We start from the raw sequence: 24,288 nt of genomic DNA on the forward strand, positions 1-24,288 counted from the left end.
CCTCATGTGTCGAGCGACGGGAGGACAACCTCATGGCCACGATCACCGGAGCGCTGTCGGGTGACGCGCGGAAGATCGTCGCGGAGGCCCTGCAGGGGGCGCTGGTCGACCTGATCGATCTGTCTCTGGTGGCCAAGCAGGCGCACTGGAACGTGATCGGCGCGCACTTCCGCCCGCTGCATCTGCAGCTGGACGAGCTGGTGGCGGTGGCGCGCGAGCACGCCGACACCGTCGCGGAGAGGGCCGTCGCGCTGGGGATCAACCCTGACGGGCGTGCGGCCACGATCTCCGGATCGACGAAGGTGCAGCAGCCCGAGCACGGGTGGATCGAGGACGGCAAGGTCGTCGCCACCTTCACCGACATCCTCGAAGGCGTCATCAGGAGGATGCGCGACCGGGTCGCCGCGACCGACGAGCCCGACCCCGTCACCCAGGACCTGCTCATCGCCGTCACTCAGGACATCGAGAAGCAGCACTGGATGTTCCAGGCCCAGCGGTAGAGGCGCGGCTACAGCAGGTCGGTGGCGAGCGCGGCGATCGGCGGACGCGTGGCGAGCAGGAGACGCAGCGACTCCTCCGCCGCCCCATGCGTGGCGACGTCCGCCTCCATGAGCGCGCGAAGCCAGGCGTCGCCGTCGCCGCGCAGCGCCGCCCGTTCCAGCCGGTCGAGTACGGTCGCGCCCGGATGCGCCTCTCTGGAAAGGGTCGACAGCAGGTGCGGCCATCCGGCGGTGAGCGCCGCCAGTTTGGCCACCGCCGCGTCCGGCGTCCGCGGCGCCCCGGCCAGCTGCCGCCGGTAGGTGACGAACGAGTAGAAGCGGAACACGTTGAGGTACCGCTTCACCTCGCGCGGGTTGCGCAGGTCCAGCCACGGCAGCGTCGCCTCGATGGCGTGGAAGGCGTTCTCGTCGCTGTAGAGGTCGCCGAAGACGCGGTCGGCGGCGCGCCGTACCTCTTCCGGGCGGGCGCCGAGGGCGGCCTCCGCGCGGCGGACGCTGTGCTCCAGCGTCGCCGAGGTGGGCGACAGCTTCCTGATGGCCGCCTCGACCCTGTCGACCTCCTCCTCCCGCACCGGTTCCGCGGGCGGCGGCGCGTCGCCCGACGGCATGCCGAGCAGGACGCGCAGGTAGTGGGGCAGCCGGTCGTCGTCCAGCTGGGGAACGCTCAGAGGCAGCTGCACGATCTTCTCGAGGAAGCGCCAGCCGACGCCCTCGGGTAGCCGCAGCCCCCGGTAGGCGCTCTCGACGTGAGCGGCCACCACGTCGGGCTCCATCGCCAGCACGAACACGCAGTTGGGGAACTCGCCCGCGAGGAACAGGTTGATCGCCTCGATGACCTGCCCCACCGTCCCGGACGAACAGCGGTCGAGGTCGTCGACGAACACCACGAGCGGGCGTTCGGGCGTGGCCACCAGGTCGAGCACGTTGCGCATGTCGGTCTGCACCAGGTGCAGGAAGCCTGCCTTGCCGCGGTAGTCGTGCTCGTAGCCGAGCCCGAGCGGGTCGGGCGGGCGCATCAGGCCGCTGAAGCTGCCGCCCGCCGACTCGCCGAAGAACCTGGCGATCCGCTGTGTCCCCGTGGCCACCGCGGTCACCGCCCCCGCCGCCCCGATCGCCGCGGCCGACCCCTTCAACCAGGGCAGCAGTTGTTCGGCCGCGAGCGACGCGCCCGACAGCAGCAGCGTTCCCGCCAGGCCGATCCCTACGGGCACGAGCCTGGTGAGCGCCAGCTGGTAGGCCTGGCGGCGGACGGACTCCCTGTCGACACGGCCGAGGTTCAGCTCCAGCCAGAACCGCTCGCGCTCGGTAGGGGAAAGGCGCTGGGTGACCTGGGTGATGATCTCGTGGGCGAGCCCCGCCCACACCTGCTCCCCGTCCTGATACATCCAGGGGTTGAACCAGACGGTGGGCCGCCAGTCGCCGTCGGCGTCGGGGACCGCCCTGTCCTCGCGCGAGGTGACCGCACGCCGTACCCGATCGAGGATCTCGGCGTTGGTGACCTGGCCGCGCTCGCGGCGCGGAGGTCGCAGGCGGACCGGGCTCTCGCCCGTCGCGCCCGGGTCGAGCAGCTCCTGCACCATCCGCATGAGCGAGGTCTTGCCGACGCCCCACGGGCCCTTCACGCCGATCGTCAGCGGCGGCTGTGTGTCGGGGTGGCGGATGAAGGCGGCCATCGCCTCGGCGTACACGCGGTGCCCGAGCCGGTCGTCGAGCGTCCACCTGTCCGGTGTCAGCCGTGCCCTCGGCCGTACGGCGGTGCGGCGGGCGCGCAAGCGCCGCAGGCTCCACGCCAGCCGTTCGGACTCCTCCCGCGTCAGCAGCGACCTGCCGAACTCGCGCACCGCCTCGTGCGGCGCAGGCGCCAGACCCCACCTCACGAGCTCGTCCAGGCCTTCGCGGGCGTCCAGCAGCTCGGCGTGGTCGGCCGTCAGTTCCTCGGCGGAGCCGAGCAGCGCGACCACGGGCAGCAGCCGCCGCGCCTGCTCGCTCAGGTGCAGGTCGTGGACACGTGCGACGATCTCCGCCGCCGACTCGGGCACCTCGCGCTCGCCCGCCGCCCTCAGCAGCGCCGCCGTCTGCCCCAGTGCCGCCTCTCCCTCGGGACGGCCCGCGCTGACCGCCACGTCCTCGATGTCGCCGTGGCTGAACATGATCGCGCGCAGGTCCGAGCCGAGCCCCTCGTAGCCCTCCTTCGCCATGGCGTACAGGTCCGACACCGTCACCGTCCCGCGCCGCGACAGCAGCCCCTCGGCCAGCAGCCCGCTCAGCGAGGGGGCGGGCCCTGGACGTTCGGCGCGGGTGCCCAGCGAGGCCGTCAGGGCGGCGGCCGCCACCGGCGGGTCGCCCGGCACGTCGAGCCGCGCGTGGCCGGGCTCGCCGGGGCCGCTGTGCAGAACCCAGCCGAAGTCGACCACCAGCAGCAGCGCGGCGGCGCACGAGTCACCGAGCCGCCGGGCGAACTCGGAGATCAGTCCCGTGAACGCGCTCGGCACCCACGCCGAGCCTGCGGGCCAGCGGACCAGCAGCAGTTCGCCGGGCTCGGCCGACTGGAGGAACGCCGCGAGGGCGGGGAACGGCGCCTCCGCCTCGCCGGTCGCCACCTCGAACCCGCACAGCCGCAGCGCGTGCGCGAGCCTGCGCGAGGGCTCGCCGTCCAGGTAGACCAGCGCCCTGCGCCCTTTGATCCTGGGAGCGAGCTGCACGGGTGTCATGTCCAGAATGCTGGGGCTCCGGATCAGTGGTCGGCGCAGGGTTTGCGCAGAGTTTGACGGCGAGATCCCTTTCCATTCATGTCATTCCGATCCACTGGGTAAGGGCTTGGGCCTAGCGTGGCAACTGACAGGGAGGCCCTATGTTGCGCAGAACTCTCCTCCGCACGGGCGCCGTCGTCGTGGGCTCGCTGTGGCTCGGCTCGTCGAAGGCGGACGCCTCCGTCGGCCCGTACGGCGCGCTCCAGAAGCCGAACGCCGACGGTCTCGCGTTGCCCAAGGGCTTCACGGGCCGGGTGGTCGCCCGCTCGGGCCGCAAGGTGGCGGGGCTGACCTGGCACGCCGCGCCGGACGGCGGCGCGTGCTTCCCCGACGGCAAGGGCTGGATCTACGTGTCCAACTCCGAGATCCCGCTGCTCGGCGGCGCGTCCGCGCTCAGGTTCGGGCCCGAAGGATCCGTCCGCGACGCGTACAGGATCCTGTCGGGCACCAACCTCAACTGCGCAGGCGGCGCCACCCCGTGGAACACCTGGCTGTCGTGCGAGGAGATCCTCAGAGGCCGCGTCTTCGAGTGCGACCCGTACGGCTCCCGCGCCGCCCGCCCCCGCCTGGCCATGGGCCGTTTCAAGCACGAGGCCGCCGCCTGCGACCCCGACAGGCAGGTCGTCTACCTGACGGAGGACGAGCCCGACGGCTGCTTCTACCGGTTCAGGCCACGCGACTGGGGCGACCTGACGGAGGGCACGCTCGACGTGCTGACCACCTCGGGTGCCTGGCGGCGCGTCCCCTCGCCCGCCGCGCTCACCAGGGCCACCCGCCACCAGGTCGACGACGCCAGGCACTTCGACGGGGGCGAGGGCTGCCACTACATGAACGGCGTCTGCTACTTCACCACCAAGGGCGACGGCAAGGTCTGGGCCTACGACGCCGCCGCGGGCAGCCTGGAGGCGCTGTCGACCGTGCGGGGCGCCGACAACGTCACCGGTACGGGCGCGGGGCAGCTGTTCGTCGCCGAGGACGGCGGCAACATGGAGATCAGCCTGGTCAGCCCGTCAGGAGGGGTCTCACCGTTCCTGCGCCTGTCGGGCCACGACCGTTCGGAGCTGACGGGGCCCGCGTTCTCCCCCGACGGCAGCCGGCTCTACTTCTCCTCCCAGCGCGGCAGGAAGGGTGACTCGGGCGGCCTCGACGGGCACACCTTCGAGGTGACGGGCCCCTTCGCTCAGGCGCCGGACAGATAGCCCATCAGCGCCACCTTCAGCTCCCGTGTCAGCTCCGGCGAGTTGTGCGGGACGACGGCCTTGACCATGGAGACGGCCATCGTGCCCATGAGCAGCGCCCGGTCGCGGTCGAGCAGGGGGGAACGGCGGACCAGCAGCTCGGCGACCTGTTCGGCGATCGCCGCGTGCAGGCGTTGCGAGGCCGCCGCGAGCCTGTCGCCCGTCGCCGAGCCGTACAGCAGGGCCCAGTAGGCGGGCGAGCGGCCCTTGAACGCCACGCTCTCGTCCACGAAGGCCGCCACCATGGCCTCCAGCGGCACCTCCGGGGTGACGGAGGCCAGCCGCTCGGCCCAGAACTCGCGGCGCTCGTCGGTGTAGCGGGCGACCAGGCCGTCGAGGATCTCGTCCTTGTTGCGGAAGAACTGGTACAGCGAGCCGGGGGACATGCCCGCCCGCGCCGCGACCTGGTTCGTGGTCAGGTCGGGGTAGCCGACCTCCGCGATGACCTGTTCGGCCGCGTCGAGGATTTCGGCCATGCGCTTGAGGCCGCGGGCCTGGCGGCGTACCGGACGGTCGGACATGCGAGCAGTTTACCGAGTTTCGTCGGCCACGAGCAGGGCCTCGGCGCCCACGGGCGCGAACCCGGCGGCCAGGAAGGCCCGCAGGCTGGCCGCGTTGCCCGGCGCGATCTGTGCCCACAGCGGCTCGTCGCACAGCCCGCGCGCCGCCGAGGCCAGTCGCCTGCCCACGCCCCGCCCCCTGTGCTCGGGGCCGACCTCCACCGACACCTCCCAGCGTCCCGCGACGCCCCTGCCGATCGTCAGCACGCCCTCCTCGCAGGCCCACACCTGGACGGCGTCGCGATGGCTCATGGCCCGCGCCACCCGGGGATGGTCGCCGCCGGTGATCTCGGCGAGCCAGGAGGGCCGCGGTCCCGCGAGGGGCCGGGCGAGGACGAGCACGTCGATGTTGTCCACCGTCCGTCCCGTCTCCAGCTCCAGCGCTCGCAGGAACGGCGGGTTCAGCGGCGCGGACAGGTCGCCGACCGGGAGCCTGTCCCGCAACCAGCCGTGGTCGAGGTCGGCGAAGACCACGCTGTGCCCGGTGAAGGCGATCACGCCCATGTCACGTGGGCTGGGCTGGGGCACGATCGTCACCGTTCCGTCGGCCTCCGGCGCCTTCCCCGCCGCCACGTCGGACAGCAGCTCGGCCAGCGTCATGGGGGTTCCTCCTACTAATCTCGACGAATGAAGTATCTGATCCTGATCTACAGCAATCCGAGGACCAGGGAGCTGTGGGGCCGGTTTTCCGACGAGGAGCGGGCCGAGGGATGGAAGGCGTACGCCGCGCTCAACGAGGAGCTCGCCGCCTCCGGAGAGCTGATCGTGACGGAGGCGCTCGCCGACGCCTCCCAGGGCAGGCGCGTCCACGTGCACGAGGGGAGGACGACGACCAGCGACGGGCCCTTCGCCGAGGTCAAGGAGCACCTGGCCGGGTTCTACCTGGTCGAGTGCGACAGCTTCGAGCGCGCGGTCGAGCGGGCGTCGCAGGTGCCGGAGGCGGCCTTCGGCCTGGTCGAGGTACGGCCGGTGATGGAGCTGCGGTGAGCTTCGAGACTCTGCTGCGCGAGCTGGCGCCGCAGGTGCTGGGCGCGCTCGTGCGCCGCTACGGCGACTTCGACTCCTGCGAGGACGCCGTGCAGGAGGCGCTGCTCGCGGCGCACGTCCAGTGGCCCGAGGAGGGTGAGCCGCGCGATCCGAAGGGCTGGCTGATCACGGTCGCCTCCCGGCGCAGGATCGAGCTGTGGCGCAACGAGACGGCCCGCCGCCGCAGGGAGGAGAGCGCCGCCGCGCTGGAGGTGCGGGCCGAGCCCGCGCTCGACGACACGCTCACCCTGCTGCAGATGTGCTGCCATCCGGCGCTGACGAGTGACTCGCAGGTGGCGCTGACCCTCAGGGCGGTGGGCGGGCTGACGACCGCCGAGATCGCCAGGGCGTTCCTGGTCCCCGAGCCGACCGTGGCGCAGCGGATCAGCAGGGCCAAGCAGCGGATCAGGGCGAGCGGTTCGTCGTTCTCGCCTCCCTCCGGGCGCGTCACCGCGGTGCTGGAGGTGCTGTACCTGATCTTCAACGAGGGTTACACCGCCGGCGCGGGCCCCCTGCTGAACAGGGTCGAGCTGAGCGGAGAGGCGATCAGGCTGGCCAGGCAGCTGCACGCGCGGTTGCCCGCCGACGGCGAGGTGGCGGGGTTGCTGGCGCTGATGCTGCTCACCGACGCGCGCAGGCCCGCAAGGACACGGGCCGACGGGACGCTGGTGCCGCTCGCCGAGCAGGACCGCGGGCTGTGGGACGCGGCGCTGATCGAGGAGGGGACGGCGCTGCTGACCAGGACGCTGTCGGGGGCGCCCGTCGGGCCGTACCAGGTGCAGGCGGCGATCGCGGCGGTGCACGACGAGGCGGCGAGCGCAGGCGACACCGACTGGCGGCAGATCCTCGGGCTGTACGACCTGCTGCGGGCCCTCGCACCAGGGCCGATGGTCACGCTCAGCCGGATCGTGGCCCTGGCGATGGTGTCGGGTCCTTCGGAGGGGCTGGCGGAGCTGGCGACGGCCGAGGGCGACCCCGCGCTGGCGGGGCACCACCGGGTGCACGCGGTCCGCGCGCACCTGCTGGAACTGGCAGGGGACAGGGAGACGGCGCGAGTCCATTACGAGCTGGCGGCGAGGACGACGCTGAGCGTCCCCGAACGGCGCTACCTCGAATCCCGCGCGGCCCGGTAGATCCGGCGTGCCCGACCCGGCTGCTCCGGGTCAGAGGTCGCGGGACCAGACCTGCTCGACGACGTCCACCCCGTTCTCGACCGACTTCTCCTCCGAGTCCAGCGTGAACCCCGCCGCCTGGTAGATCCTTCGAGCGCTCACCAGGGAGTCCCTGGTCCACAGCATGATCCGCTTGTATCCCGACTCCCGCGCGTGCCGCAGGCACTCCTCCACCAGCCGCCGGCCCAGGCCGAGCCCCCGCGCCGAAGGCTCCACCAGCAGCATCCGCAGCTGCGCCGTGGTCTCGTCCTTGTGCACGCAGAAGACCGATCCGACGGGAGCCCCGTCGATCTCCGCGATCCACCCCGCGTCCTTCTCCGGGTCGTACTCGCCGACGATCCGCGCCACGAGCTTCTCGAACTCGAGGCCCCAGCCGTAGTCCTTGCCGTAGAGCGTGCCGTGCCGCCACACGACCCACCCGAGGTCGCCCGTGCGCGGAGGTCTGATGACGTACGGCACGCGTGCGGGCGACGAGGCCTTGTCGAGCACCGTCCTGATCGACGACATCCCCTCGGTCAGCCGCGACTGCTCCTGCTCGCTCAGCCCGTCGAGCAGCGCGCCGATCTGCTCGCTCTGTCGCAGATCGAGCCGGGCGAAGGTGGCGGCCCCCGCCTCGGTGAGGCGGACGACCTGCTTGCGCGCGTCGGTCGAGCAGCGCTCCTTGGCGAGGAGGCCGTCGCTCTCGAACCTGGTCAGGATCCTGCTGAGGTATCCGGCGTCGAGGTCGAGCATCCGCCGCAGCTCGCCCGCCTCCAGCACGAGCCCTTCGGCGTTGGCCAGCTCGAACAGCACCCTCACCTCCGTCAGCGAGTAGGGCGAATCGAGCATGCCGATCTGCAGGACGCCGATCACCTTGGTGTAGAAGCGATTGAAGGCCCTGATCTCGGAGATCCTTGCCTCGGTCAACGAGTTCATTGACATAGTCAAGCATGAAAGGATGTCTGCTGTGAAGCACCTCTTCATCGGTGGATACGGCCCCGACATTCTCACGGCGAGCCAGGAACTGGAGGTGGTCGCGCGGACCGGCGCCGTCAAGGCCTCCTTCCTCGCGGCCCACCCCACGCTGCCCGTGCTGTACGCCGTGGGGGAGGACGACAGCGGCACCCTGGCCGCCTACACGGTGACCGGCGGCGAGCTGTCCCTCCTGGGCGAGCGGCCGAGCGAGGGGAGCCAGCCGTGCCACCTGGCCGTGCATCCCGGCGGAGAGCTGCTGGCCGTGGCCAACTACGGCGACGGCGTCGTCAGCCTGCACGGGCTCGACGAGGCCGGCGCGTTCGCCGGCGACCCCATCGTGCTCGCGCACCAGGGCTCGGGTCCGGTATGGGAACGGCAGGAGCGGCCCCACGCCCACCAGGCCGTCTTCCACGAGGACGTGCTCCACGTCTGCGACCTGGGCACCGACGAGATCCGCCGGTACACGCTCGACGGCCGGGCCCTGGAGTTCGTCAAGCTGCCCGCCGGGATGGGCCCCCGCCACCTGGTCTTCTCGGGCGGCCGTTGCCACGTGGCGGGCGAACTCGACGCCGCGGTCCGCACCTACGACCGCGACTGGAACGAGCTGGCGGCCGCGGCCGCCAGCGAGGAGCCGGGCACGAACTACCCCTCGCACATCGACGTGGCGGGCGACTACGTCTACGTCGGCAACCGCGGTCCCGACACGATCTCCGTGCTCCGCGCGTCGGACCTGGCGATGGTGGCGGAGGTGCCCAGCGGCGCCGCATGGCCCAGGCACTTCGCCATCGACGGCACCACCATGTACGTGGCCAACCAGACCGGCGACGCGGTCACGCTGCTGGCCCTGCGCGGGGGAGTGCCCCAGCCGACGGACGTCAGGATCGACGCCGTCGCGCCCGCGTGCGTGCTGCCGCGCTAGCTCTTGCCGAGATAGCCGGACAGCAGCCGCTTGAGCTCCTTCTCCGTCTCCTCCTTCGTCACGCCCAGGCCGGTGAGCGCCTCCACCGCGGAGCCCTCCTCGAGTGAGAGGACCCCGAGCAGGATGTGCTCGGTGCCCACGTAGTTGTGGCCGAGCCGCAGCGCCTCGCGCAGGGTGAGCTCGAGCGCCTTGGTGGCCTGGGCGGAGAAGGCGATCACGTCGCCGCCTCCCGGCCCCGCGGGGACGATCACCGCCTCCCGCACGGCCGACGGCTCCGCGCCGAGCGTGACCATGATCTTGGCGGCGAGCCCCTCGGGCTCGTGCAGGAGGCCGAGGACGAGGTGTCCTACCTCGATCTGGTCGTTCCCGCCGTCGCGGGCCTCCGACTGGGCCTCGACGACCACGTGGCGGGCGCGCTCGGTGAAGCGGGCGTAGTTGCGCAGGTCCTCGGCGAGGGTCGGGCCGTCCTTCGAGACGAACCGCTTCTGTGCGGCCTGCTTGGACACGCCCATGCTGCGGCCGATCTCCGTCCACGAGGCGCCCGAGTGGCGGGCCTGGTCGACGAAGTGGCCGATGAGGTGGTCGGCCACGTCGCCGAGGTGTTCTCCGAGGGTGACCGCGTCGGAGAGCTGGGCGAGGGTGTCGCCCCCGCGGGTCTTGATCGCTGAGATCAGGTCGTCGAGCCTGACGGTGTTCTCCATGCGTCAACCATAAGTTGACGGCCCATCGACGTCAACCGCGAGTTGACGTTCGTCTCACGGCGTCGCGCCACCGCTCGTACGCGGCGTCGTCCCGCTGGCCGGGCTCGAAGCGCCGCTCCAGCCGCCACGTCTTGCGCAGCTCGTCCGTCGACTCCCACACGCCCGAGCCGAGGCCCGCAAGGAAGGCCGCGCCCAGGGCTGTCGTCTCCTGGACCACAGGACGCTCGACAGGGACGCCGAGCTGGTCGGCCTGGAACTGCATGAGGAGATCGTTGGAACTGGCGCCGCCGTCGGCCTTCAACGCGGCGACCTCGGGCATCGTCTCCACCACGTCGCGCACCTCGAAGGCGATCGCCTCCAGCGTCGCGCGCACCAGATGGGCGCGGGTCGTGCCGCGGGTGATGCCGGTGATCGTGCCGCGCGCGTCGGGGTCCCAGTGCGGAGCGCCGAGACCGGTCAGCGCGGGGACGAACACCACGCCGCCGCTGTCGGGGACCGTGCGGGCCACCGCCTCCGACTCGGGCGCGGTGCTGATCAGGCCGAGGCCGTCGCGCAGCCACTGCACGGCCGCCCCCGTCACGAAGATCGCGCCCTCGACGGCGTAGGTGCGCTCGCCGGAGGGCGTCTGCCAGGCGACCGTCGACAGCAGGCCCGCGGCCGGGCGGACGATCTCCGCGCCCGTGTTGACCAGGAGGAACGAGCCGGTGCCGTAGGTGCACTTCACCTCGCCCGCCCCGAAGCACGTCTGCCCGAACAGCGCCGCCTGCTGGTCGCCCGCCATCCCGGTGATGGGCAGGTCGAGCCCGAGGAAGGCCGCGGGGTCCGTCCTGCCGATCTCGCCGTGGTTGGGCACGATCTCCGGCAGGGCGTGCGAGGGGACGCCGAACAGCTCGCACAGCTCCTCCTCCCACGTGCCCGAGGCCAGGCCGTACAGGAGCGTGCGGGAGGCGTTGGACGGGTCGGTCACGTGCCGCGCGCCCGCCGTCAGCCTGGCGACGACGTAGGAGTCGACGGTGCCGACCACGGTGTCGCCCGACGTGACCCCCTCCCACACGCGCGGGTCGTGAGAGGCCAGCCATGTCAGTTTGGTCGCGGTGAAGTAGGGGTCGAGGCGCAACCCGGTCAGGTCGGACACCCGGGGTTCATGACCCGCCTCGCGCAGCCGCGCGCAGATCTCGGCCGTCCGCCTGTCCTGCCAGACGATCGCGCGGCGCGGCGCGGCCAGCGTCCGCCGGTCCCACAGGACCGCCGTCTCCCGCTGGTTGGTGAGGCCGACACAGGTGGGCGCCGCCGAGGCCCCCTCCAGCGCCGTACGGCAGGCCGCGAGCGTCGCCTGCCAGATCTCCTCCGGCGCGTGCTCGACCCATCCCGGATGGGGGAAATGCTGGGCGAACTCCTCGTACCCCCGCGAGTCGATCCGCCCCTCGTCGGTGACGACCAGCGCGGTCACACCGGTCGTGCCTGCGTCTATCGCCAAAACGCTCACGACGCCTACCTTTTGGTCTAGACCATTGTCGGTGCCAGGGGGCACAATGCGTTGCGTCGGCGATACGCCGATCGCACCGCCCCATTAGTTTGGCCGTGAACCCCATCGGGAGGAACCCGCCATGCGTATTGGAGTGCTCACCGGAGGTGGAGACTGCCCCGGTCTGAACGCTGTGATCAGGGCTGTTGTTCGCAAGGGTGTCAGCGTTTACGGACACGAGTTCGTCGGATTCAGAGACGGCTGGCGTGGCCCCCTCGAGGGTGACACCATGCCGCTCGACATTCAGGCCGTGCGAGGAATCCTGCCGCGTGGCGGCACGATACTCGGCTCGTCCCGGACCAACCCGATCAAGATCGAGGGTGGAGTCGACCGGATCAAGGAGAATCTCGCGGCCGGCGGGATCGACGCGTTGATCGCCATCGGTGGAGAGGACACCCTCGGTGTCGCCCGCCAGTTGTACGACCGTGACGTCCACGTGGTCGGCGTGCCCAAGACCATCGACAACGATCTGTCGGGCACCGACTACACCTTCGGCTTCGACACCGCCGTCAACATCGCCACGGAGGCCATCGACCGGCTCCACACCACCGCCGAGTCCCACCACAGGGCGCTCATCTGCGAGGTCATGGGCCGCCACGCGGGCTGGATCGCGCTGCACGCGGGCATGGCGGGCGGCGCCAACGTCATCCTCATCCCCGAGAAGCCGTTCGACATCGACCGCGTCTGCGAGTACGTCGAGTCGCGCTTCCGCACCCGCTACTCGCCGATCATCGTGGTCGCCGAGGGCGCCCACCCGGTCGAGGGGCAGATGGAGCTGCAGGCGGGCGAGCTCGACTCCTTCGGCCACGTACGGCTCGGCGGCATCGGCGAGGTGCTGGCCAAGGAGATCGAGAAGCGCACCGGCAAGGAGGCCCGCACGACCGTGCTCGGCCACATCCAGCGCGGCGGCACGCCGACCGCGTTCGACAGGGTGCTGGCCACCAGGTTCGGGCTGCAGGCGATCGACGCGGTCCACGCCGGCGACTTCGGCAAGATGGTGGCGCTGCGCGGCACCGACATCGTGCGCGTCGGGCTCGACGAGGCCACCTCGGAGCTGAAGACCGTGCCGGCCGAGCGCTACGAGGAGGCCGAGGTCTTCTTCGGTTAAGCCGATTGCAAGTGGCGGGCCGTACCTTGAGGGCAGAGCGGGAGACCGCTCCATTCCCCTCCAGGTACGGCTTGCGCCCTGACTGTCGCGGCCCGATGTAAGGGGCGCAGGCCGTACCCTTGGAGCCCGGTCCGGCGACCCCGCCTCAGCCTGTCGCAGGCCTTGCCGCCCCCACAGGCCTCGGCGTGTGCTGGAGCGTGCCTGCCGGAGAGACCTCAGCCCTGCTGATAGGGGTAGGGCCGGGACTGGGGCCGGCCCTGCGGGGCGCGGGCCCTCCTGGGGTCGGGCCGACCTCCCTGTGGCCTCCCGTACTCGGGGCCACCGTACTCAGGACTCCCGTACTCGGGGCCGCCGTAGGCGGGGCCACCGCGTTGGGGCCTTCCCTGGCCGGGACGAGGCTGGGCCGGCATCGGAGTGCGCGCCTGCGCGGGCGGACCCGCCGGGACGTTCGCGGGCGCGCGCAGGGTCTGCGCGCGTTCGGCCGCCAGACGGCGCATCTCAAGGCGGGCCATCAGCTCGGCGTCCTCCTGGAGCTCTCTCTGCGAGGGGGACAGGATGACCATCAGCAGCATGGTCAGCGTGATGAGGCTGACCACCGTCATCAACGGCACGAGGAACGACAGCGCGTCCGCGCCACCCACGTGCCCCTGCTCGCCGTGTACCTGGACGCTCATCGCGAACATGCCGGTGTAGTGCATGCCGCACACGGCCACGCCCATGATCAGGGCGGCGCCGGTGATCGCCACCGCGCGCCTGACCCGCAGCGTGAACCACAGCGCGACCGTCGCGGCGACGACCGCGATCACGACGGAGGCCGCCACGATCGTCGGATCGTAGGAGACGTGGGCCGACATGTTCATCGCGTACATGCCCATGTAGTGCATCGCGGCGACGCCCAGTCCGGTGAGCAGCCCGCCGCCGAGCAGCGCGAGCACCTTGGCGCGGCCATAGGCCACCAGGAAGAGCCCGGCACCGACGAAGACGACGGCCACCAGCGCGGACGCGACGGTGAGGGGCACGTCGTACCTGATCTCGGTGCCCTCGACGTCGAAGCCCATCATCGCGATGAAGTGCATGACCCAGATGCCGGTGCCGCCGATGGAGATGGCGGCGCCGACGAGCCACCGGGCACGCGAGGCCCCGGTCGAGGCATGGGCCTGGGCGGTGAGCCGCAGTCCGAGCATCGACCCCATGCACGACATCACGTACGCGAGGATCGGCGTGAGCGGACCCTGGGTGAAATGATTCATGTTGTGACAATCCTTGCCATAGGGATCTCCGGGATTGTGGCAGCGGACCTGTCCTATTTGCATGGATAGTTCAACTATCTGTCAGACGATCCTGTCGGAAACGTGAGAATGTCTCATGGACTTCGCCTTCTGGCGGGCGATCGCGGTGTTCAGAATCGCGTCGCTCGTCTACGCGACGGTGCTGATGGTCCAGCACGAAGGCTTCGCCCATCCGGTCGCGGGGTGGACGGTCATCGCGGTCATGGCGCTGTGGACCGCGGCCGCCACCTTCTGCTACTCCGTCGACGCCGTGCGCGGGTGGCCGCTGCTGGTCATCGACATGCTCGTGGCGGTGGCGTGCCTGCTGGCCACGCCGTACGTGCAGGGAGAGTTCCAGGGTGAGCTGGGCAGCATGCCGGTGCCCGCGATCTGGGTCGCAGGACCCGTCCTGGCATGGGCCGTGTACGGCGGGCGCCGCCTCGGCGGGGTGGCGGCGGCGATCGTGGCGGGCGCCGACCTCTGGGTACGCGTGAACGGTCCCGGCACCCCCATCCTGATCAACGGCGCGGTCCTGCTCTTCATGGCGGGCATCGTCGTCGGGCACGTGGCACGCCTGGCCATCCGCGCGGAGGAACGCATGCAGCGGGCCGTCGAGATGGAGGCCGCACAGCGCGAACGCGAACGCCTGGCCCGCGGGATCCACGACTCGGTGCTCCAGGTGCTCGCCCTGGTCAAACGGCGGGGGCAGGAGATCGGCGGCGAGGCGGCCGAACTCGGCAGGCTCGCCGGAGAGCAGGAGGCGGCGCTGCGCGAACTCGTCACGGTGCGGGCCGCCCCCACGGGGTCGGCCGACCTGCGGGCGCTGCTCATGAGACTCGGATCCACCCAGGTGACGGTGTCGACCCCGGCCACGCCGCTCGTCATGCCCACCGCGACGGCCGAGGAGACGGCCGCCGCCGTACGGGCGGCCCTCGACAACGTCCGCGCGCACTGCGGTGAGCAGGCGAGGGCCTGGGTGTTCGCCGAGCAGGGCGACGGCGAGGTGACCGTCAGCGTCAGGGACGAGGGGCCGGGCATCGCCGAAGGGCGTCTGGAACGGGCGCACGCCGACGGGCGGCTCGGGGTGGCCCAGTCCATCAAGGGACGCGTCGCCGATCTCGGCGGCCGGGTGTCGATCCTCTCCGCGCCCGGCGAGGGCACCGAGGTGGAGATCACCGTACCCGCACCCCTCCACTAGCGGATTCGCCCGAAGTCCCTAGAGTTGCGGCATGGTGCGGGTGATGGTGGTCGACGACCATCCCATGTGGCGAGACGCGGTGGCCAGGGATCTGACCGAGGCCGGCTACGAGGTCGTCGCGACCGTGGGCGAGGGACGGCAGGCGCTGCGGGTGGCTCAGGCGGTCAGGCCTGACGTCGTCGTGCTCGACCTGCACCTGCCCGACATGTCCGGCGCGCAGGTCGCCGGCGGGCTGCCCGGCGTGAAGATCCTGGTGCTGTCGGCCAGCGCCGAACAGGAGGACGTGCTGGAGGCGGTCAAGGCGGGCGCCGCCGGCTACCTGGTGAAGTCGGCCGGCAGGGAGGAGTTCCTCGACGCGGTCGCGCGGACCGCCGCGGGCGACGCCGTCTTCACCCCGGGGCTCGCCGGGCTGGTGCTGGGGGAGTACCGCAGACTGGCGACCCGGCCGCAGGCCCAGCCCGAAGGGCCCCGGTTGACCGACCGGGAGACGGAGGTGCTGCGGCTGGTGGCGAAGGGGCTGTCCTACAGGCAGATCGCCGACCGGCTCGGACTCAGCCACCGGACCGTGCAGAACCACGTCCAGAACACGCTCAACAAGCTCCAACTGCACAACCGCGTGGAACTGGTCCGCTACGCGATCGAACAGGGCCTCGACGAAGACCCCTGACACCCCCAAGGCCGCACTCTCCATGGCCCTCGCCGTTCCCGGACCATCCCCTCGACCTCCCCGCGCCTTCCGGGCCCCGCGACGTCCGGGCCCCGCGACGTCCGGGCCCCGTGCCTTCCGGGCCCGGCGCCCTGACCCTCGGAGGCGCGCCTTTCCGACGCGGATGTCGTGTTCCCGCTTCCTGCGGGCGTGTCCCGAATCCCGCGCTCTGCGTCCTGCATCCCGTCGCCCGCGTCCGGCGTCCCATCCCGGCGTCCCATGCCCGGCGTCCTATGCCGGTGCCTCATGCCTCATGCCCGGTATCGGGCGCCGGTGGGAGGTGAAACCCGCCGGACCGGCAAGAGACCGGGCGGGGCTCGCCGCTCCCAGGCGGACTAAACTCAATGGGTCGCGGCGTTGGAGATGGCGCTGTGTTTCCACATTCCTCCCGGAGGTTCCCGCCATGACGATGTCCGCCCTGGGCGAGCCGTGCGTTCTGCTCAAGCTGGGGGAGATCGTCCTGAAAGGCAAGAACCGCGAGCTGTTCGAGCGCAGGCTCGTCGGCAACATCCGCGCCGCCCTGAAGGACTTCGACCTCAAGACCGAGGTGCGCCAGCGCCACGGCGTCATCGCGATCTTCCTGCCTGAGGGCACCTCCGTCGAGGTGGCCGACCAGGTCGCCGAGCGGGTGACCGACGTGCCCGGCCTGGTGTGGATCCACCGCGCGTGGCGCGTGGCCAAGGACCCTGACACCGTCGTCAAGGCCGCGCTGGAGCTGATCAAGGACCGCGACGAGGTCAAGCGGGGTGCCACGTTCGCCGTACGCTCCCGCCGCCGCGACAAGCGCTTCCCGCTGCGCTCCAACGAGCTCGACCGCCTGGTCGGCGGCACCATCAACGACACCTACGGGCTGCCGGTCGACCTGAAGCGCCCCGAGCTGACGGTCTTCATCGAGGTCGACCGCGACGAGGTCTTCGTCTTCACCGACGGGCTGCCGGGCCAGGGCGGTCTGCCCGTCGGCAGCAGCGGCAGGGCCCTGGTGCTGATGTCGGGCGGCATCGACTCGCCCGTGGCTGCCTACCGCATGATGCGACGCGGGCTCCACGTCGACTTCCTGCACTTCTCGGGAATCCCGTTCACGACCTCCGAGTCGATCTACAAGGCCTACGCGCTCGTCCGCAAGCTCGACCGCTTCCAGGGCAAGTCGCGCCTGTGGGTCGTGCCGTTCGGGAAGGCGCAGCAGTCGATCAGGACCTCGGGCCAGGACAGGCTCGCGGTGATCGCGCAGCGGCGGCTCATGCTGAAGACGGCCGAGGAGGTCGCGCACCGCATCAGAGCGGGAGCGCTCGTCACCGGCGACGCGCTCGGCCAGGTGTCCTCGCAGACGCTCCAGAACATCACCGCCCAGGACAACGCGGTCGACCTGCCGATCCTCCGGCCCCTGATCGGCTGGGACAAGACGGAGATCATGGCCGAGGCGCGGCGCATCGGCACGCTGGAGATCTCCGAACTGCCCGACGAGGACTGCTGCACGCTGCTGGCCCCCAAGCGCGCCGAGACCCGAGCCAAGATCGAGGATCTGAAGCTGATCGAGAAGCGCCTCGACGCCGAGGAGCTGGCGGTGCAGCTGGCGGACTCGATCCAGGAGTACACCCTCTGACGGCACGGACCCTCACGACGGGGCGCTTCCGACTCGTCAGCGGCGCTCGCCGGGCTTGTCGACGATCACGGCCTTGAGCAGGCTGTCCCAGCCGACGATCTGGCCCCTCTTCACGGGGACGCCGCCTCCGTCGTGGTCCCGGGTGGCGATGGTGCGGTATCCCATGTACTCGTAGGTCTTGGGGTCGATGAAGATCTCCTCGCGCAGGTAACCCCTCTGGACGCGGTAGAGGGTGACGCACGATCGCTTGGCCAGGTCCGTGGACCGGGCCTCGTACCGCACGCCGGGGATCTTCGCCATGGCGCCGTACATGGCGGCGCGGAGCCTGGACGGCAGCACGGCATCGCGCATCCCCTGCGCGATCTGCTGGAACGCCCACATGTTCCGTTGCCCGGCGGTCAGGGGAGGCGACGCCTCCTCGGCGATCGCCGTCGCCTCCTCAGACGTCTTCCCCTTCCTCATGGCCAGCACCTTGGCCCTCGCGAAGGTGTCGGCACGCCTCTTGGCGTCCTCGGCGTCGACCTGCTCGTAGACGCGGGCGAGCAACGCGGAGGGCTCGGTCGGCAGCGAGAACAGCCATGGGTAGGCCACCTCGAACTCCGAGCCTTCGATCACCTCCAGCTTGCCGTTCTCCTTGACGGCGAACTTCTTGTCGTCCACCCGGCGCCACATCTCATGGGTCTTCGTCCTCTTCGGGGAGCCGAACAGCCCTTCACCGCCGTCCCCTTGAGTCTGGGCGTACCGGTTCTTCACGTACGCCCATTGCGTGGGCTTGGGCGTGGCCTCGGAGTCGCCCGCGGCCACCACCGCCGCGTTGTTGGCCAGGTCCTCCGCGTTGGCGACCGGGCGCAACTCGACCGGGCTCAACTCGAGCGGGCGCGGCTCGAGACGCGGGCTGGGCAGCCGTTCCACGGGTCGGTCCCTGTCCACTCCGGGACCGGCCACCGCGACCGCCGCCACCAGCGTGAGAGTGGCCGCGCCGGCCAGGCCGAGCCCCCACGCGGGCCGGGCACGGCGGGCGGCCGAAAGCCATGAGGTGTTCCTGACCGGAGCCTGGCGGATGTGGGCGGTCAGCCGGGAACGGGCCGCGGCGATGCTCTCCGGAGGAGGATCCGCCAGCGCGTCGTGACGATCGCGCAACTGCTGCAGCTCATCCATGGTCCACTACCTCCTGTGCCGTGGGGCCCAATGTCTTGCGGAGCTTGCGTCTGGCCCGGTTGACCCGGGAGCCGACGGTGCCGATCGGGATGGCGAGGGCGCGCGCCACCTCGGCGTAACTGAGCTGGGCGCAGGCGACGAGCAGCAACGCGTCACGGTCTCCCTTGGACAGCCCCGCCAGACCCCGCGCCAACGCGGGGCTCAGCTGCTCGGCGGCCACCTGGTCCGCCACCCGGCCGGCGTGGTCGCCGACGTCGTCCCTGGTCACCGAGCGGCCGAGGGCGCGATAGAACCGGATCTCGCTCCGGCGGTGCCTGCCGATCAGGTTGGTGACGATCCCGTAGAGCCAGGCCCGGGCCTCGGGGCAGGTCAGGTCGTAGCGGTCCCGCTGGTCGAAGGCGGCGAGAAACGTCTCGGCGGCGACGTCGTCAGCGGCACTGGGCCCGAGCCTGGCCGCCGCGTACCGGCGGATCGAGGTGAAGTACCGATCGAAGATCATCGAGAACCACTCGGGCTCGTGGCGCGACTTCTCGATGATCGACGCGTCGGTCGCCCCCTCGGCATCCGTGTCGGAGGGGTAGGGGTCAGGGTCATGCATCCGGCGCCTTTCTCGAGAAGTGATCAGCGCTGATTGCCCGAACCTCAGAATCTTCTTCGCACTTTCGACGATGAAATGTGGGATCTGGCCAGATTTCATGATCGAGGCGAGACAGGTCCGAGCCGGGAGCCGGGCCGCCGTTTAACCGCTTTCGCGATGGACGGCCGACGGCTAGCCTTCCGAACAGCGAAGGACTCCGAGGAGCTGAGATGGTCGGTCAACCGAGCGCGCGTTGACGTCGTAGGTCACGTTCGACCTGTCATCGCGTGCTGCCTCTGACATGCGGCACAGCGAGCCTTTCCCTGCCTGATTCGCCGGAGCGCCTGTCGTCGCGCGCCGGGCGGCGGGCACCGTCCTCGGCAGCTCAAGGAATCCCTGTGCCATCCGTTTCTCTCGCCGTGCTCGCACGGCGTCGCATCGCGTCCCTCGACGCTCTGACGTGCGGACGAGGTCCGCGATGAACGCGGCCGACTCCGTCCGGCCGGTTCCGCCGAGCCTGTGGCGGGACGGCGACTTCCGCCGGCTCTGGGTCGGTCAGACCGCCTCGCAGCTCGGGGCGCAGGCCGCCCAGGTAACCCTGCCGCTCGTCGCCGTGGTGGCACTCGACGCCGGCGCCGACCAAGTCGGCGTCCTCCGCGCGGTGGAGCAGGCGCCGATCCTGCTGTTCTCGCTCTTCGTCGGCGTGTGGGTGGACCGCCGGCGACCCCGGGAGGTGATGGTGCTGGCGGACTTCGGCCGGGCTGTGGCGTTGGCCGCGATCCCCGTCGCCTCTCTCCTCGGCCTGCTCGGCATTCCCGCGCTGCTCGTCGTCGCCTTCCTCGTGGGCGTTCTCACGGTGTTCTTCGACGTGGCCTACCAGGCCTCACTCGTGGAACTGGTGAAGCGAGACCAGCTGGCGCAGGGCAACAGCGCGCTCGAGGGCAGCAGGTCCGCCGCGCAGGTCGGCGGACCCGCGCTCGGTGGCGCGATGGTGTCGCTGCTTTCCGCTCCGGCAGCCATCATGGCGAGCGCGTTCTTCTTCACGGTGTCGTTCCTGTCGATCAGGCGAATCCGTCCACGCGAGTCGCCACCTCAGCGGGCCGAACGGCCCGCCCGGATGTGGCGGCAGCTCCACGAAGGGCTCCGCCTCGTCGCCGGCGACACCTCGTTGCGGGCGGTGGGTGCCTGCTCGGCGATCTTCCAGTTCTTCTTCGCGGCCCTGATGACCGTCTACCTGCTCTTCCTGCCACGCACACTGCACCTGTCCGGTGCGGCCGTCGGCCTGGCGCTCGCGGCGATGGGTCCGGGCGCGCTGGTGGGATCGCTGCTGTCGGCCAGGCTGCCGAGGAGATTCGGCTACGGCGTCGTGCTGGTGTCTTCAGCGGCGCTCGCCGACGGTGTGATGCTGTGTGTGCCCGCACTGCACGGCTCCTCCGCCGTCACGATCCCCTTGCTCATGGTGATCAACTTCGTGTTCGGCGTCTTCAGCCAGCTGGTCAACGTCAACGTCATGGCCGTACGGCAGGCCATCACGCCCCTTCGGATGCAGGGCCGGGTCGTCGCGACCATCAACGTCGTGGGGATGGGACTGACCCCGCTCGGTTCGCTGCTCGGCGGCTGTCTGGCCGGCCAGTGGGGGTTGCGTACCAGTTTGCTGGTGACGGCCGCCGGTCTGTCCCTGTCCCCGCTGTTCATGGCCCTGTCCCCCCTCGCGCGCCTGGGGAAGACCCTTCCGGCAGCACACCGAGCCGCCGGACGTCACGCCGGCGAGGGGGAGCCCGGGTTCCCCGAAGGGCCGGCTGGAGCAGCGAGGCGCGCCTGAGCGAAGGTTCGTGCCTTCAGGGGTTGTCGACCTTGAAGGGGTCGTGCTCGGCGAGAAGTTTGTCGAGGCGGGCCTGGTCGACGCGGTTGGTGACCGCGCTGAGCTCCTGGCGGTCGCGCACCACCTTGGCCAGCGTGAACGCCGAGGTGATCACGTACAGGACGCCGACCGTGAGGAAGGCCCTGATCCATCCGGAGACCGGAAGGTAGGCCACGCCGATCGCCACGGCGGCCACCGACAGGCCGAAGGAGAGGACCGACTGGATGTAGTAGGCGGTTGTCTGGGTGGGCTGGATCGGTTTGTTCATGGCTCGATGATGAAGTTCCGTGAACGCCGACACATGCGGAGAACTACTTAGTTACTCGTGAGTACGGCAGGCGGTTCGTGGCGCGCCCGCCGTACCAGCGACCCTCGGATCGGGTCAGACCGCGAGTGCGTCGCCGACGACGCCCCTGCCCATCAGCCCGGGGAACGTCCGCATGATCGTGGCGAGCTCGCGCAGGTCGCCGTCGACCAGGGCCTGCGGGCCGTCGCACAGGGCCTGCTCGGGGTGCGGGTGCACGTCCACGATGACGCCGTCGGCGCCCACCGCGATGGCGGCGCGGGTCAGCGGCAGCACCAGGTCACGGCGGCCGCCCGAGTGGGACGGGTCGATGATGACCGGCAGGTGCGACAGCCGCTGGGCGACGGGGACGGCCGACACGTCGAGGGTGTTGCGGGTGGCGGTCTCGAAGGTGCGGATGCCGCGCTCGCACAGCACGATGTCGAGGTTGCCGCGCTGGGCGATGTACTCGGCGGCCATGAGCCACTCCTCGATGGTGGCGTTCATGCCGCGCTTGAGCATGACGGGCCTGCCCGCCGCGCCGACGGCCTGCAGCAGCGCGAAGTTCTGCGCGTTGCGGGTGCCGACCTGCAGCATGTCGGCGTAGGAGGCGACGAGATCGACGTCGTGAGCGTCCACGACCTCGGTCACGATCGGCAGGCCGGTCTCCTCGCGCACGTCGGCGAGGATGCGCAGGCCCTTCTCGCCGAGCCCCTGGAAGGCGTAGGGAGAGGTGCGCGGCTTGTAGGCGCCGCCTCGCAGCAGGGTCGCGCCTGCGGCCTTGGCCATCTGGGCCGCCTCGAGCGTCTGCTGCGGTGTCTCGACCGCGCAGGGGCCGGCGATGAGCGTCACGCTGTCGGGCCCGATGGGCACCCCGCCCACGTGCACGGTGGACCGGTCGGGATGGTTCTCCCTGCTCACCAGCTTGTACGGCGTCGACACCCGCATGACGTCGCGCACCCCGCTCATGCCGCGCAGGTTGACGGCACTGAGCTGCGTGACGTCGCCCACGAGCCCGATGATCGTCCGCTGCACGCCCCTGCTGACGAACGCCTCCACCCCTGCCGCCTGCACGAGGCCGACCACTGCCTCGACGTCGCCCTGCGTCGCCTCGGAACCCATCACGATGACCATGAATCTCTCCTTGAAAACGACGAAGGCCCCGGGTCCTGACGGACCCGGGGCCTTCGTTTCGCCTGTGAGCTAGCGCATCACCAGATGGCGAACGGTCCGATCGGGTCCGTCGCCATACCAAAACAGGAAGGTGATGTGCATAGTGCGCCAATAGTAGCGCACGGCGGAGACCTGGCAAGCAGGCACCGAGTCGGACCCGCTCCCGGAAGGATGGGAGGATGGCCTTGAACACAGTCGGCGAGGGAGTGATCGTGGAAGAGTCGCGCCTGCCCCCAGGCCAGTACATTCCACGCGGCCGACCCGTCATCCACTACGGCAGGGTTCCGCGTTTCAAGCGGGAGACCTGGGACTTCCGCGTCTTCGGCGCGACGGCGTCGGGCGAGGAGCACCGGTTCACCTGGGAGGACTTCGAGCGGCTGCCGCGGGCTTCGGTCCTGGCCGACTTCCACTGTGTGACGAAGTTCTCGCTCATGGGCAACGAGTGGGCGGGCGTGACGCCGCAGACCATCATGGCGGCCGCGCCGCCGGTCGGTGGCGTCCACCACGTGATGATCTGGGCGGAGTACGGCTACAGCGCCAATCTCCGGATGTCCGACCTGACGGCCCCCGGCACGCTGTTCGCCATGGAGCTGGACGAGAAGCCGCTGGCGCCCGAGCGGGGCTTTCCGCTGCGCATCGTCGTCCCGCACCTGTACGCGTGGAAGAGCGTGAAGTGGGTGCGAGCGGTGGAGTACCTGACGGAGGACAGGCGCGGCTTCTGGGAGGAGCGCGGCTACCACAACGTGGCCGACCCCTGGAAGGAGCAGCGCTACTCCTACCAGGAGGAGCCGGGCGAGGGCCCGCCTCCCTAGATCTCGCACCGTTCCCACCCGGACACGGTGCGTTGTTGGCTACCGTTGCGCGCATGTCGACCACCGCTTGCGTGGTTCTGGCCGCCTTCGCGTTCGTCGCGGGGTTCGCCCTGGCCAGACGGCGTCCCGCGCTACCCGAGGGTGGCTGGAAGGACGAGGCCACCTTCACGACGCTGCACATCGCGGCGATGGCGGCGCCCTCGCTGCGGACGGGGCTGACGAGGGAGTCGGCACGCAAGGCCGTACGGCATCTGCGGGCCCTGCTCGGCACCTCGGCTGTCGCGATCACCTCGACCGACGCCGCGCTGGCCTGCGACGGAGCGTGCCCCGAGGAGGTGCTCGCGCACGCGCGCACGTCGCTGGCCTCGGGGCGGCCGCACGTGTTCGCGGGCGAGCCGAACGGCGCGGTCGTGGTGCCGCTGACCGTCGAGGGCAGAGTGGTGGGCGCGCTGGCGGCCTACGACGAGGAGCTGAGCGCGGCGCTGGTGCGCACGGTCACCGAGGTGGCCAGGTGGGTCTCCGGGCAGCTGGAGCTGGCCGAGCTCGACTCCTCCAGGCGGCGCGCGATGGAGGCGGAACTGCGCGCGTTGCGCGCCCAGATCTCCCCGCACTTCGTCTACAACGCGCTGACCACGATCGCCTCGTTCGTCAGGACCGACCCGTGCAGGGCCCGCGAACTCATCCTCGACTTCGCCGACTTCTCCCGCTACGCGCTGCGCAGGGCGCGGGACTTCACGACCCTCGCCGACGAGCTGACCTGCGTGGACCGCTACCTGCTGCTGGAGCGGGCCCGCTTCGGCGACCGGCTGCGCTTCAGCGTGCAGGTGGCGCCCGAGGTGCTGCCGGTGCCGGTGCCGTTCCTGTGCCTGCAGCCGCTGGTGGAGAACGCCATCAAGCACGGCATGGGCGGGCGTGACGGCACGGGCGAGGTCAGGGTGGTGGTCCGCGACGCGGGGCCCGAGGCGCACATCACGGTCGAGGACAACGGCATGGGCATGGAGCCCGAGCGCGCCCGCGAGGTGCTCGACGACGACCCGCGCCGCAGGGGCGGCGGCATCGGCCTGGCCAACGTCGACGTCAGGATGCGGCAGATCTACGGCGAGGGTTACGGCCTGGTCGTGGAGACCGCCGTGGGCGCCGGCACCAAGGTGAGGATGCGTGTGCCCAAGGCCCGCCATAGCTCTTTGTAGTCAATTCTT

At 70.8% G+C, this 24,288-nt stretch carries 23 protein-coding genes; 12 read left to right on the forward strand and 11 right to left on the reverse strand.

Annotated elements, in window-relative coordinates:
* The first annotated feature begins 32 nt into the window (after positions 1-32).
* On the forward strand, positions 33-500 hold the full coding sequence (locus AC3EO4_RS01435; RefSeq protein WP_379579521.1) for a Dps family protein: 468 nt from the start codon (positions 33-35) through the stop codon (positions 498-500).
* Positions 501-508: 8 nt separating this feature from the next.
* Here AC3EO4_RS01435 and AC3EO4_RS01440 read toward each other — a convergent pair whose 3' ends face one another.
* Positions 509-3,211: a KAP family P-loop NTPase fold protein gene (locus AC3EO4_RS01440; RefSeq protein ID WP_431893111.1), complete on the reverse strand. Its 2,703-nt coding sequence runs from the start codon at positions 3,209-3,211 to the stop codon at positions 509-511.
* A 140-nt stretch (positions 3,212-3,351) separates the two neighbouring features.
* Between AC3EO4_RS01440 and AC3EO4_RS01445 the strand changes: the two genes are divergently transcribed.
* Positions 3,352-4,449 carry an alkaline phosphatase PhoX gene (locus AC3EO4_RS01445; RefSeq protein ID WP_379579517.1) on the forward strand — a complete coding sequence of 366 codons (1,098 nt, stop codon included), beginning with the start codon at positions 3,352-3,354 and terminating at the stop codon, positions 4,447-4,449.
* On the opposite strand, the gene AC3EO4_RS01450 is transcribed toward AC3EO4_RS01445, so the two are convergent.
* Both AC3EO4_RS01450 and AC3EO4_RS01455 read right to left on the reverse strand, forming a co-directional pair.
* A complete protein-coding gene (locus tag AC3EO4_RS01450; protein WP_431893114.1) occupies positions 4,431-5,009 on the reverse strand; it encodes a TetR/AcrR family transcriptional regulator in 579 nt (192 codons plus the stop codon). The two genes, AC3EO4_RS01445 and AC3EO4_RS01450, sit on opposite strands and share 19 nt — an antisense overlap.
* A gap of 9 nt (positions 5,010-5,018) precedes the next feature.
* Positions 5,019-5,648, reverse strand: coding sequence for a GNAT family N-acetyltransferase (locus AC3EO4_RS01455; RefSeq protein ID WP_379579513.1), 630 nt, complete (start codon positions 5,646-5,648; stop codon positions 5,019-5,021).
* 27 nt (positions 5,649-5,675) lie between these two features.
* Between AC3EO4_RS01455 and AC3EO4_RS01460 the strand changes: the two genes are divergently transcribed.
* Both AC3EO4_RS01460 and AC3EO4_RS01465 read left to right on the forward strand, forming a co-directional pair.
* Positions 5,676-6,035 carry a YciI family protein gene (locus tag AC3EO4_RS01460; RefSeq protein ID WP_379579511.1) on the forward strand — a complete coding sequence of 120 codons (360 nt, stop codon included), beginning with the start codon at positions 5,676-5,678 and terminating at the stop codon, positions 6,033-6,035.
* Positions 6,032-7,207, forward strand: a complete 1,176-nt coding sequence (locus AC3EO4_RS01465) for an RNA polymerase sigma factor (RefSeq protein ID WP_379579509.1) — start codon at positions 6,032-6,034, stop codon at positions 7,205-7,207. Before AC3EO4_RS01460 ends, AC3EO4_RS01465 begins: the two co-directional genes overlap by 4 nt.
* Before the next feature lie 30 nt (positions 7,208-7,237).
* On the opposite strand, the gene AC3EO4_RS01470 is transcribed toward AC3EO4_RS01465, so the two are convergent.
* Complete coding sequence (locus tag AC3EO4_RS01470; protein ID WP_431893116.1) at positions 7,238-8,161, reverse strand: bifunctional helix-turn-helix transcriptional regulator/GNAT family N-acetyltransferase; 924 nt, start codon at positions 8,159-8,161, stop codon at positions 7,238-7,240.
* 31 nt (positions 8,162-8,192) lie between these two features.
* Here AC3EO4_RS01470 and AC3EO4_RS01475 point away from each other — a divergent pair, with 31 nt between their 5' ends.
* Positions 8,193-9,119, forward strand: coding sequence for a lactonase family protein (locus AC3EO4_RS01475; protein ID WP_431893117.1), 927 nt, complete (start codon positions 8,193-8,195; stop codon positions 9,117-9,119).
* Here AC3EO4_RS01475 and AC3EO4_RS01480 read toward each other — a convergent pair.
* A complete protein-coding gene (locus AC3EO4_RS01480; protein WP_379579503.1) occupies positions 9,116-9,820 on the reverse strand; it encodes a Clp protease N-terminal domain-containing protein in 705 nt (234 codons plus the stop codon). The two genes, AC3EO4_RS01475 and AC3EO4_RS01480, sit on opposite strands and share 4 nt — an antisense overlap.
* Positions 9,821-9,851: 31 nt before the next feature.
* Complete coding sequence (glpK, locus tag AC3EO4_RS01485; RefSeq protein WP_431893119.1) at positions 9,852-11,306, reverse strand: glycerol kinase GlpK; 1,455 nt, start codon at positions 11,304-11,306, stop codon at positions 9,852-9,854.
* A gap of 121 nt (positions 11,307-11,427) precedes the next feature.
* Here glpK and AC3EO4_RS01490 point away from each other — a divergent pair, with 121 nt between their 5' ends.
* Positions 11,428-12,453, forward strand: coding sequence for a 6-phosphofructokinase (locus AC3EO4_RS01490; protein WP_379579499.1), 1,026 nt, complete (start codon positions 11,428-11,430; stop codon positions 12,451-12,453).
* 215 nt (positions 12,454-12,668) lie between these two features.
* On the opposite strand, the gene AC3EO4_RS01495 is transcribed toward AC3EO4_RS01490, so the two are convergent.
* The gene (locus tag AC3EO4_RS01495; RefSeq protein ID WP_379579497.1) at positions 12,669-13,703 is read right to left on the reverse strand and encodes an MHYT domain-containing protein; all 1,035 of its coding nucleotides are present in this window, start codon (positions 13,701-13,703) and stop codon (positions 12,669-12,671) included.
* 115 nt (positions 13,704-13,818) lie between these two features.
* Here AC3EO4_RS01495 and macS point away from each other — a divergent pair, with 115 nt between their 5' ends.
* The 3 genes from macS (at position 13,819) to thiI (ending at position 17,225) form a co-directional block, all read left to right on the forward strand.
* Positions 13,819-14,919, forward strand: a complete 1,101-nt coding sequence (gene macS / locus AC3EO4_RS01500) for a MacS family sensor histidine kinase (protein WP_431893123.1) — start codon at positions 13,819-13,821, stop codon at positions 14,917-14,919.
* A 31-nt stretch (positions 14,920-14,950) separates the two neighbouring features.
* Positions 14,951-15,586 carry a response regulator gene (locus tag AC3EO4_RS01505; RefSeq protein ID WP_379579493.1) on the forward strand — a complete coding sequence of 212 codons (636 nt, stop codon included), beginning with the start codon at positions 14,951-14,953 and terminating at the stop codon, positions 15,584-15,586.
* Positions 15,587-16,028: 442 nt separating this feature from the next.
* The gene (gene thiI / locus AC3EO4_RS01510; RefSeq protein WP_379579491.1) at positions 16,029-17,225 is read left to right on the forward strand and encodes a tRNA uracil 4-sulfurtransferase ThiI; all 1,197 of its coding nucleotides are present in this window, start codon (positions 16,029-16,031) and stop codon (positions 17,223-17,225) included.
* Between the two features lie 36 nt (positions 17,226-17,261).
* Here the strand turns inward: thiI and AC3EO4_RS01515 are convergent, their stop codons facing one another.
* Entirely contained in the window at positions 17,262-18,383 is a 1,122-nt protein-coding gene (locus AC3EO4_RS01515; RefSeq protein WP_431893126.1) for a hypothetical protein, read from the reverse strand.
* Entirely contained in the window at positions 18,376-18,981 is a 606-nt protein-coding gene (locus tag AC3EO4_RS01520; protein WP_379579488.1) for an RNA polymerase sigma factor, read from the reverse strand. The genes AC3EO4_RS01515 and AC3EO4_RS01520 overlap by 8 nt, the downstream gene beginning before the upstream one ends.
* Before the next feature lie 457 nt (positions 18,982-19,438).
* Here AC3EO4_RS01520 and AC3EO4_RS01525 point away from each other — a divergent pair, with 457 nt between their 5' ends.
* Complete coding sequence (locus tag AC3EO4_RS01525) at positions 19,439-20,782, forward strand: MFS transporter (protein WP_431893129.1); 1,344 nt, start codon at positions 19,439-19,441, stop codon at positions 20,780-20,782.
* Positions 20,783-20,798: 16 nt separating this feature from the next.
* Here the strand turns inward: AC3EO4_RS01525 and AC3EO4_RS01530 are convergent, their stop codons facing one another.
* Both AC3EO4_RS01530 and aroF read right to left on the reverse strand, forming a co-directional pair.
* Positions 20,799-21,089 carry a YiaA/YiaB family inner membrane protein gene (locus AC3EO4_RS01530; protein ID WP_379579485.1) on the reverse strand — a complete coding sequence of 97 codons (291 nt, stop codon included), beginning with the start codon at positions 21,087-21,089 and terminating at the stop codon, positions 20,799-20,801.
* A gap of 114 nt (positions 21,090-21,203) precedes the next feature.
* Complete coding sequence (gene aroF, locus AC3EO4_RS01535) at positions 21,204-22,238, reverse strand: 3-deoxy-7-phosphoheptulonate synthase (protein WP_379579483.1); 1,035 nt, start codon at positions 22,236-22,238, stop codon at positions 21,204-21,206.
* A 218-nt stretch (positions 22,239-22,456) separates the two neighbouring features.
* Here aroF and AC3EO4_RS01540 point away from each other — a divergent pair, with 218 nt between their 5' ends.
* Together AC3EO4_RS01540 and AC3EO4_RS01545 are read left to right on the forward strand one after the other, a co-directional pair.
* The gene (locus AC3EO4_RS01540) at positions 22,457-23,089 is read left to right on the forward strand and encodes a molybdopterin-dependent oxidoreductase (protein WP_379579481.1); all 633 of its coding nucleotides are present in this window, start codon (positions 22,457-22,459) and stop codon (positions 23,087-23,089) included.
* A gap of 53 nt (positions 23,090-23,142) precedes the next feature.
* Complete coding sequence (locus tag AC3EO4_RS01545) at positions 23,143-24,279, forward strand: sensor histidine kinase (protein ID WP_379579479.1); 1,137 nt, start codon at positions 23,143-23,145, stop codon at positions 24,277-24,279.
* Positions 24,280-24,288: the final 9 nt, after the last annotated feature.

The organism is Nonomuraea sp. bgisy101 (assembly GCF_057708945.1).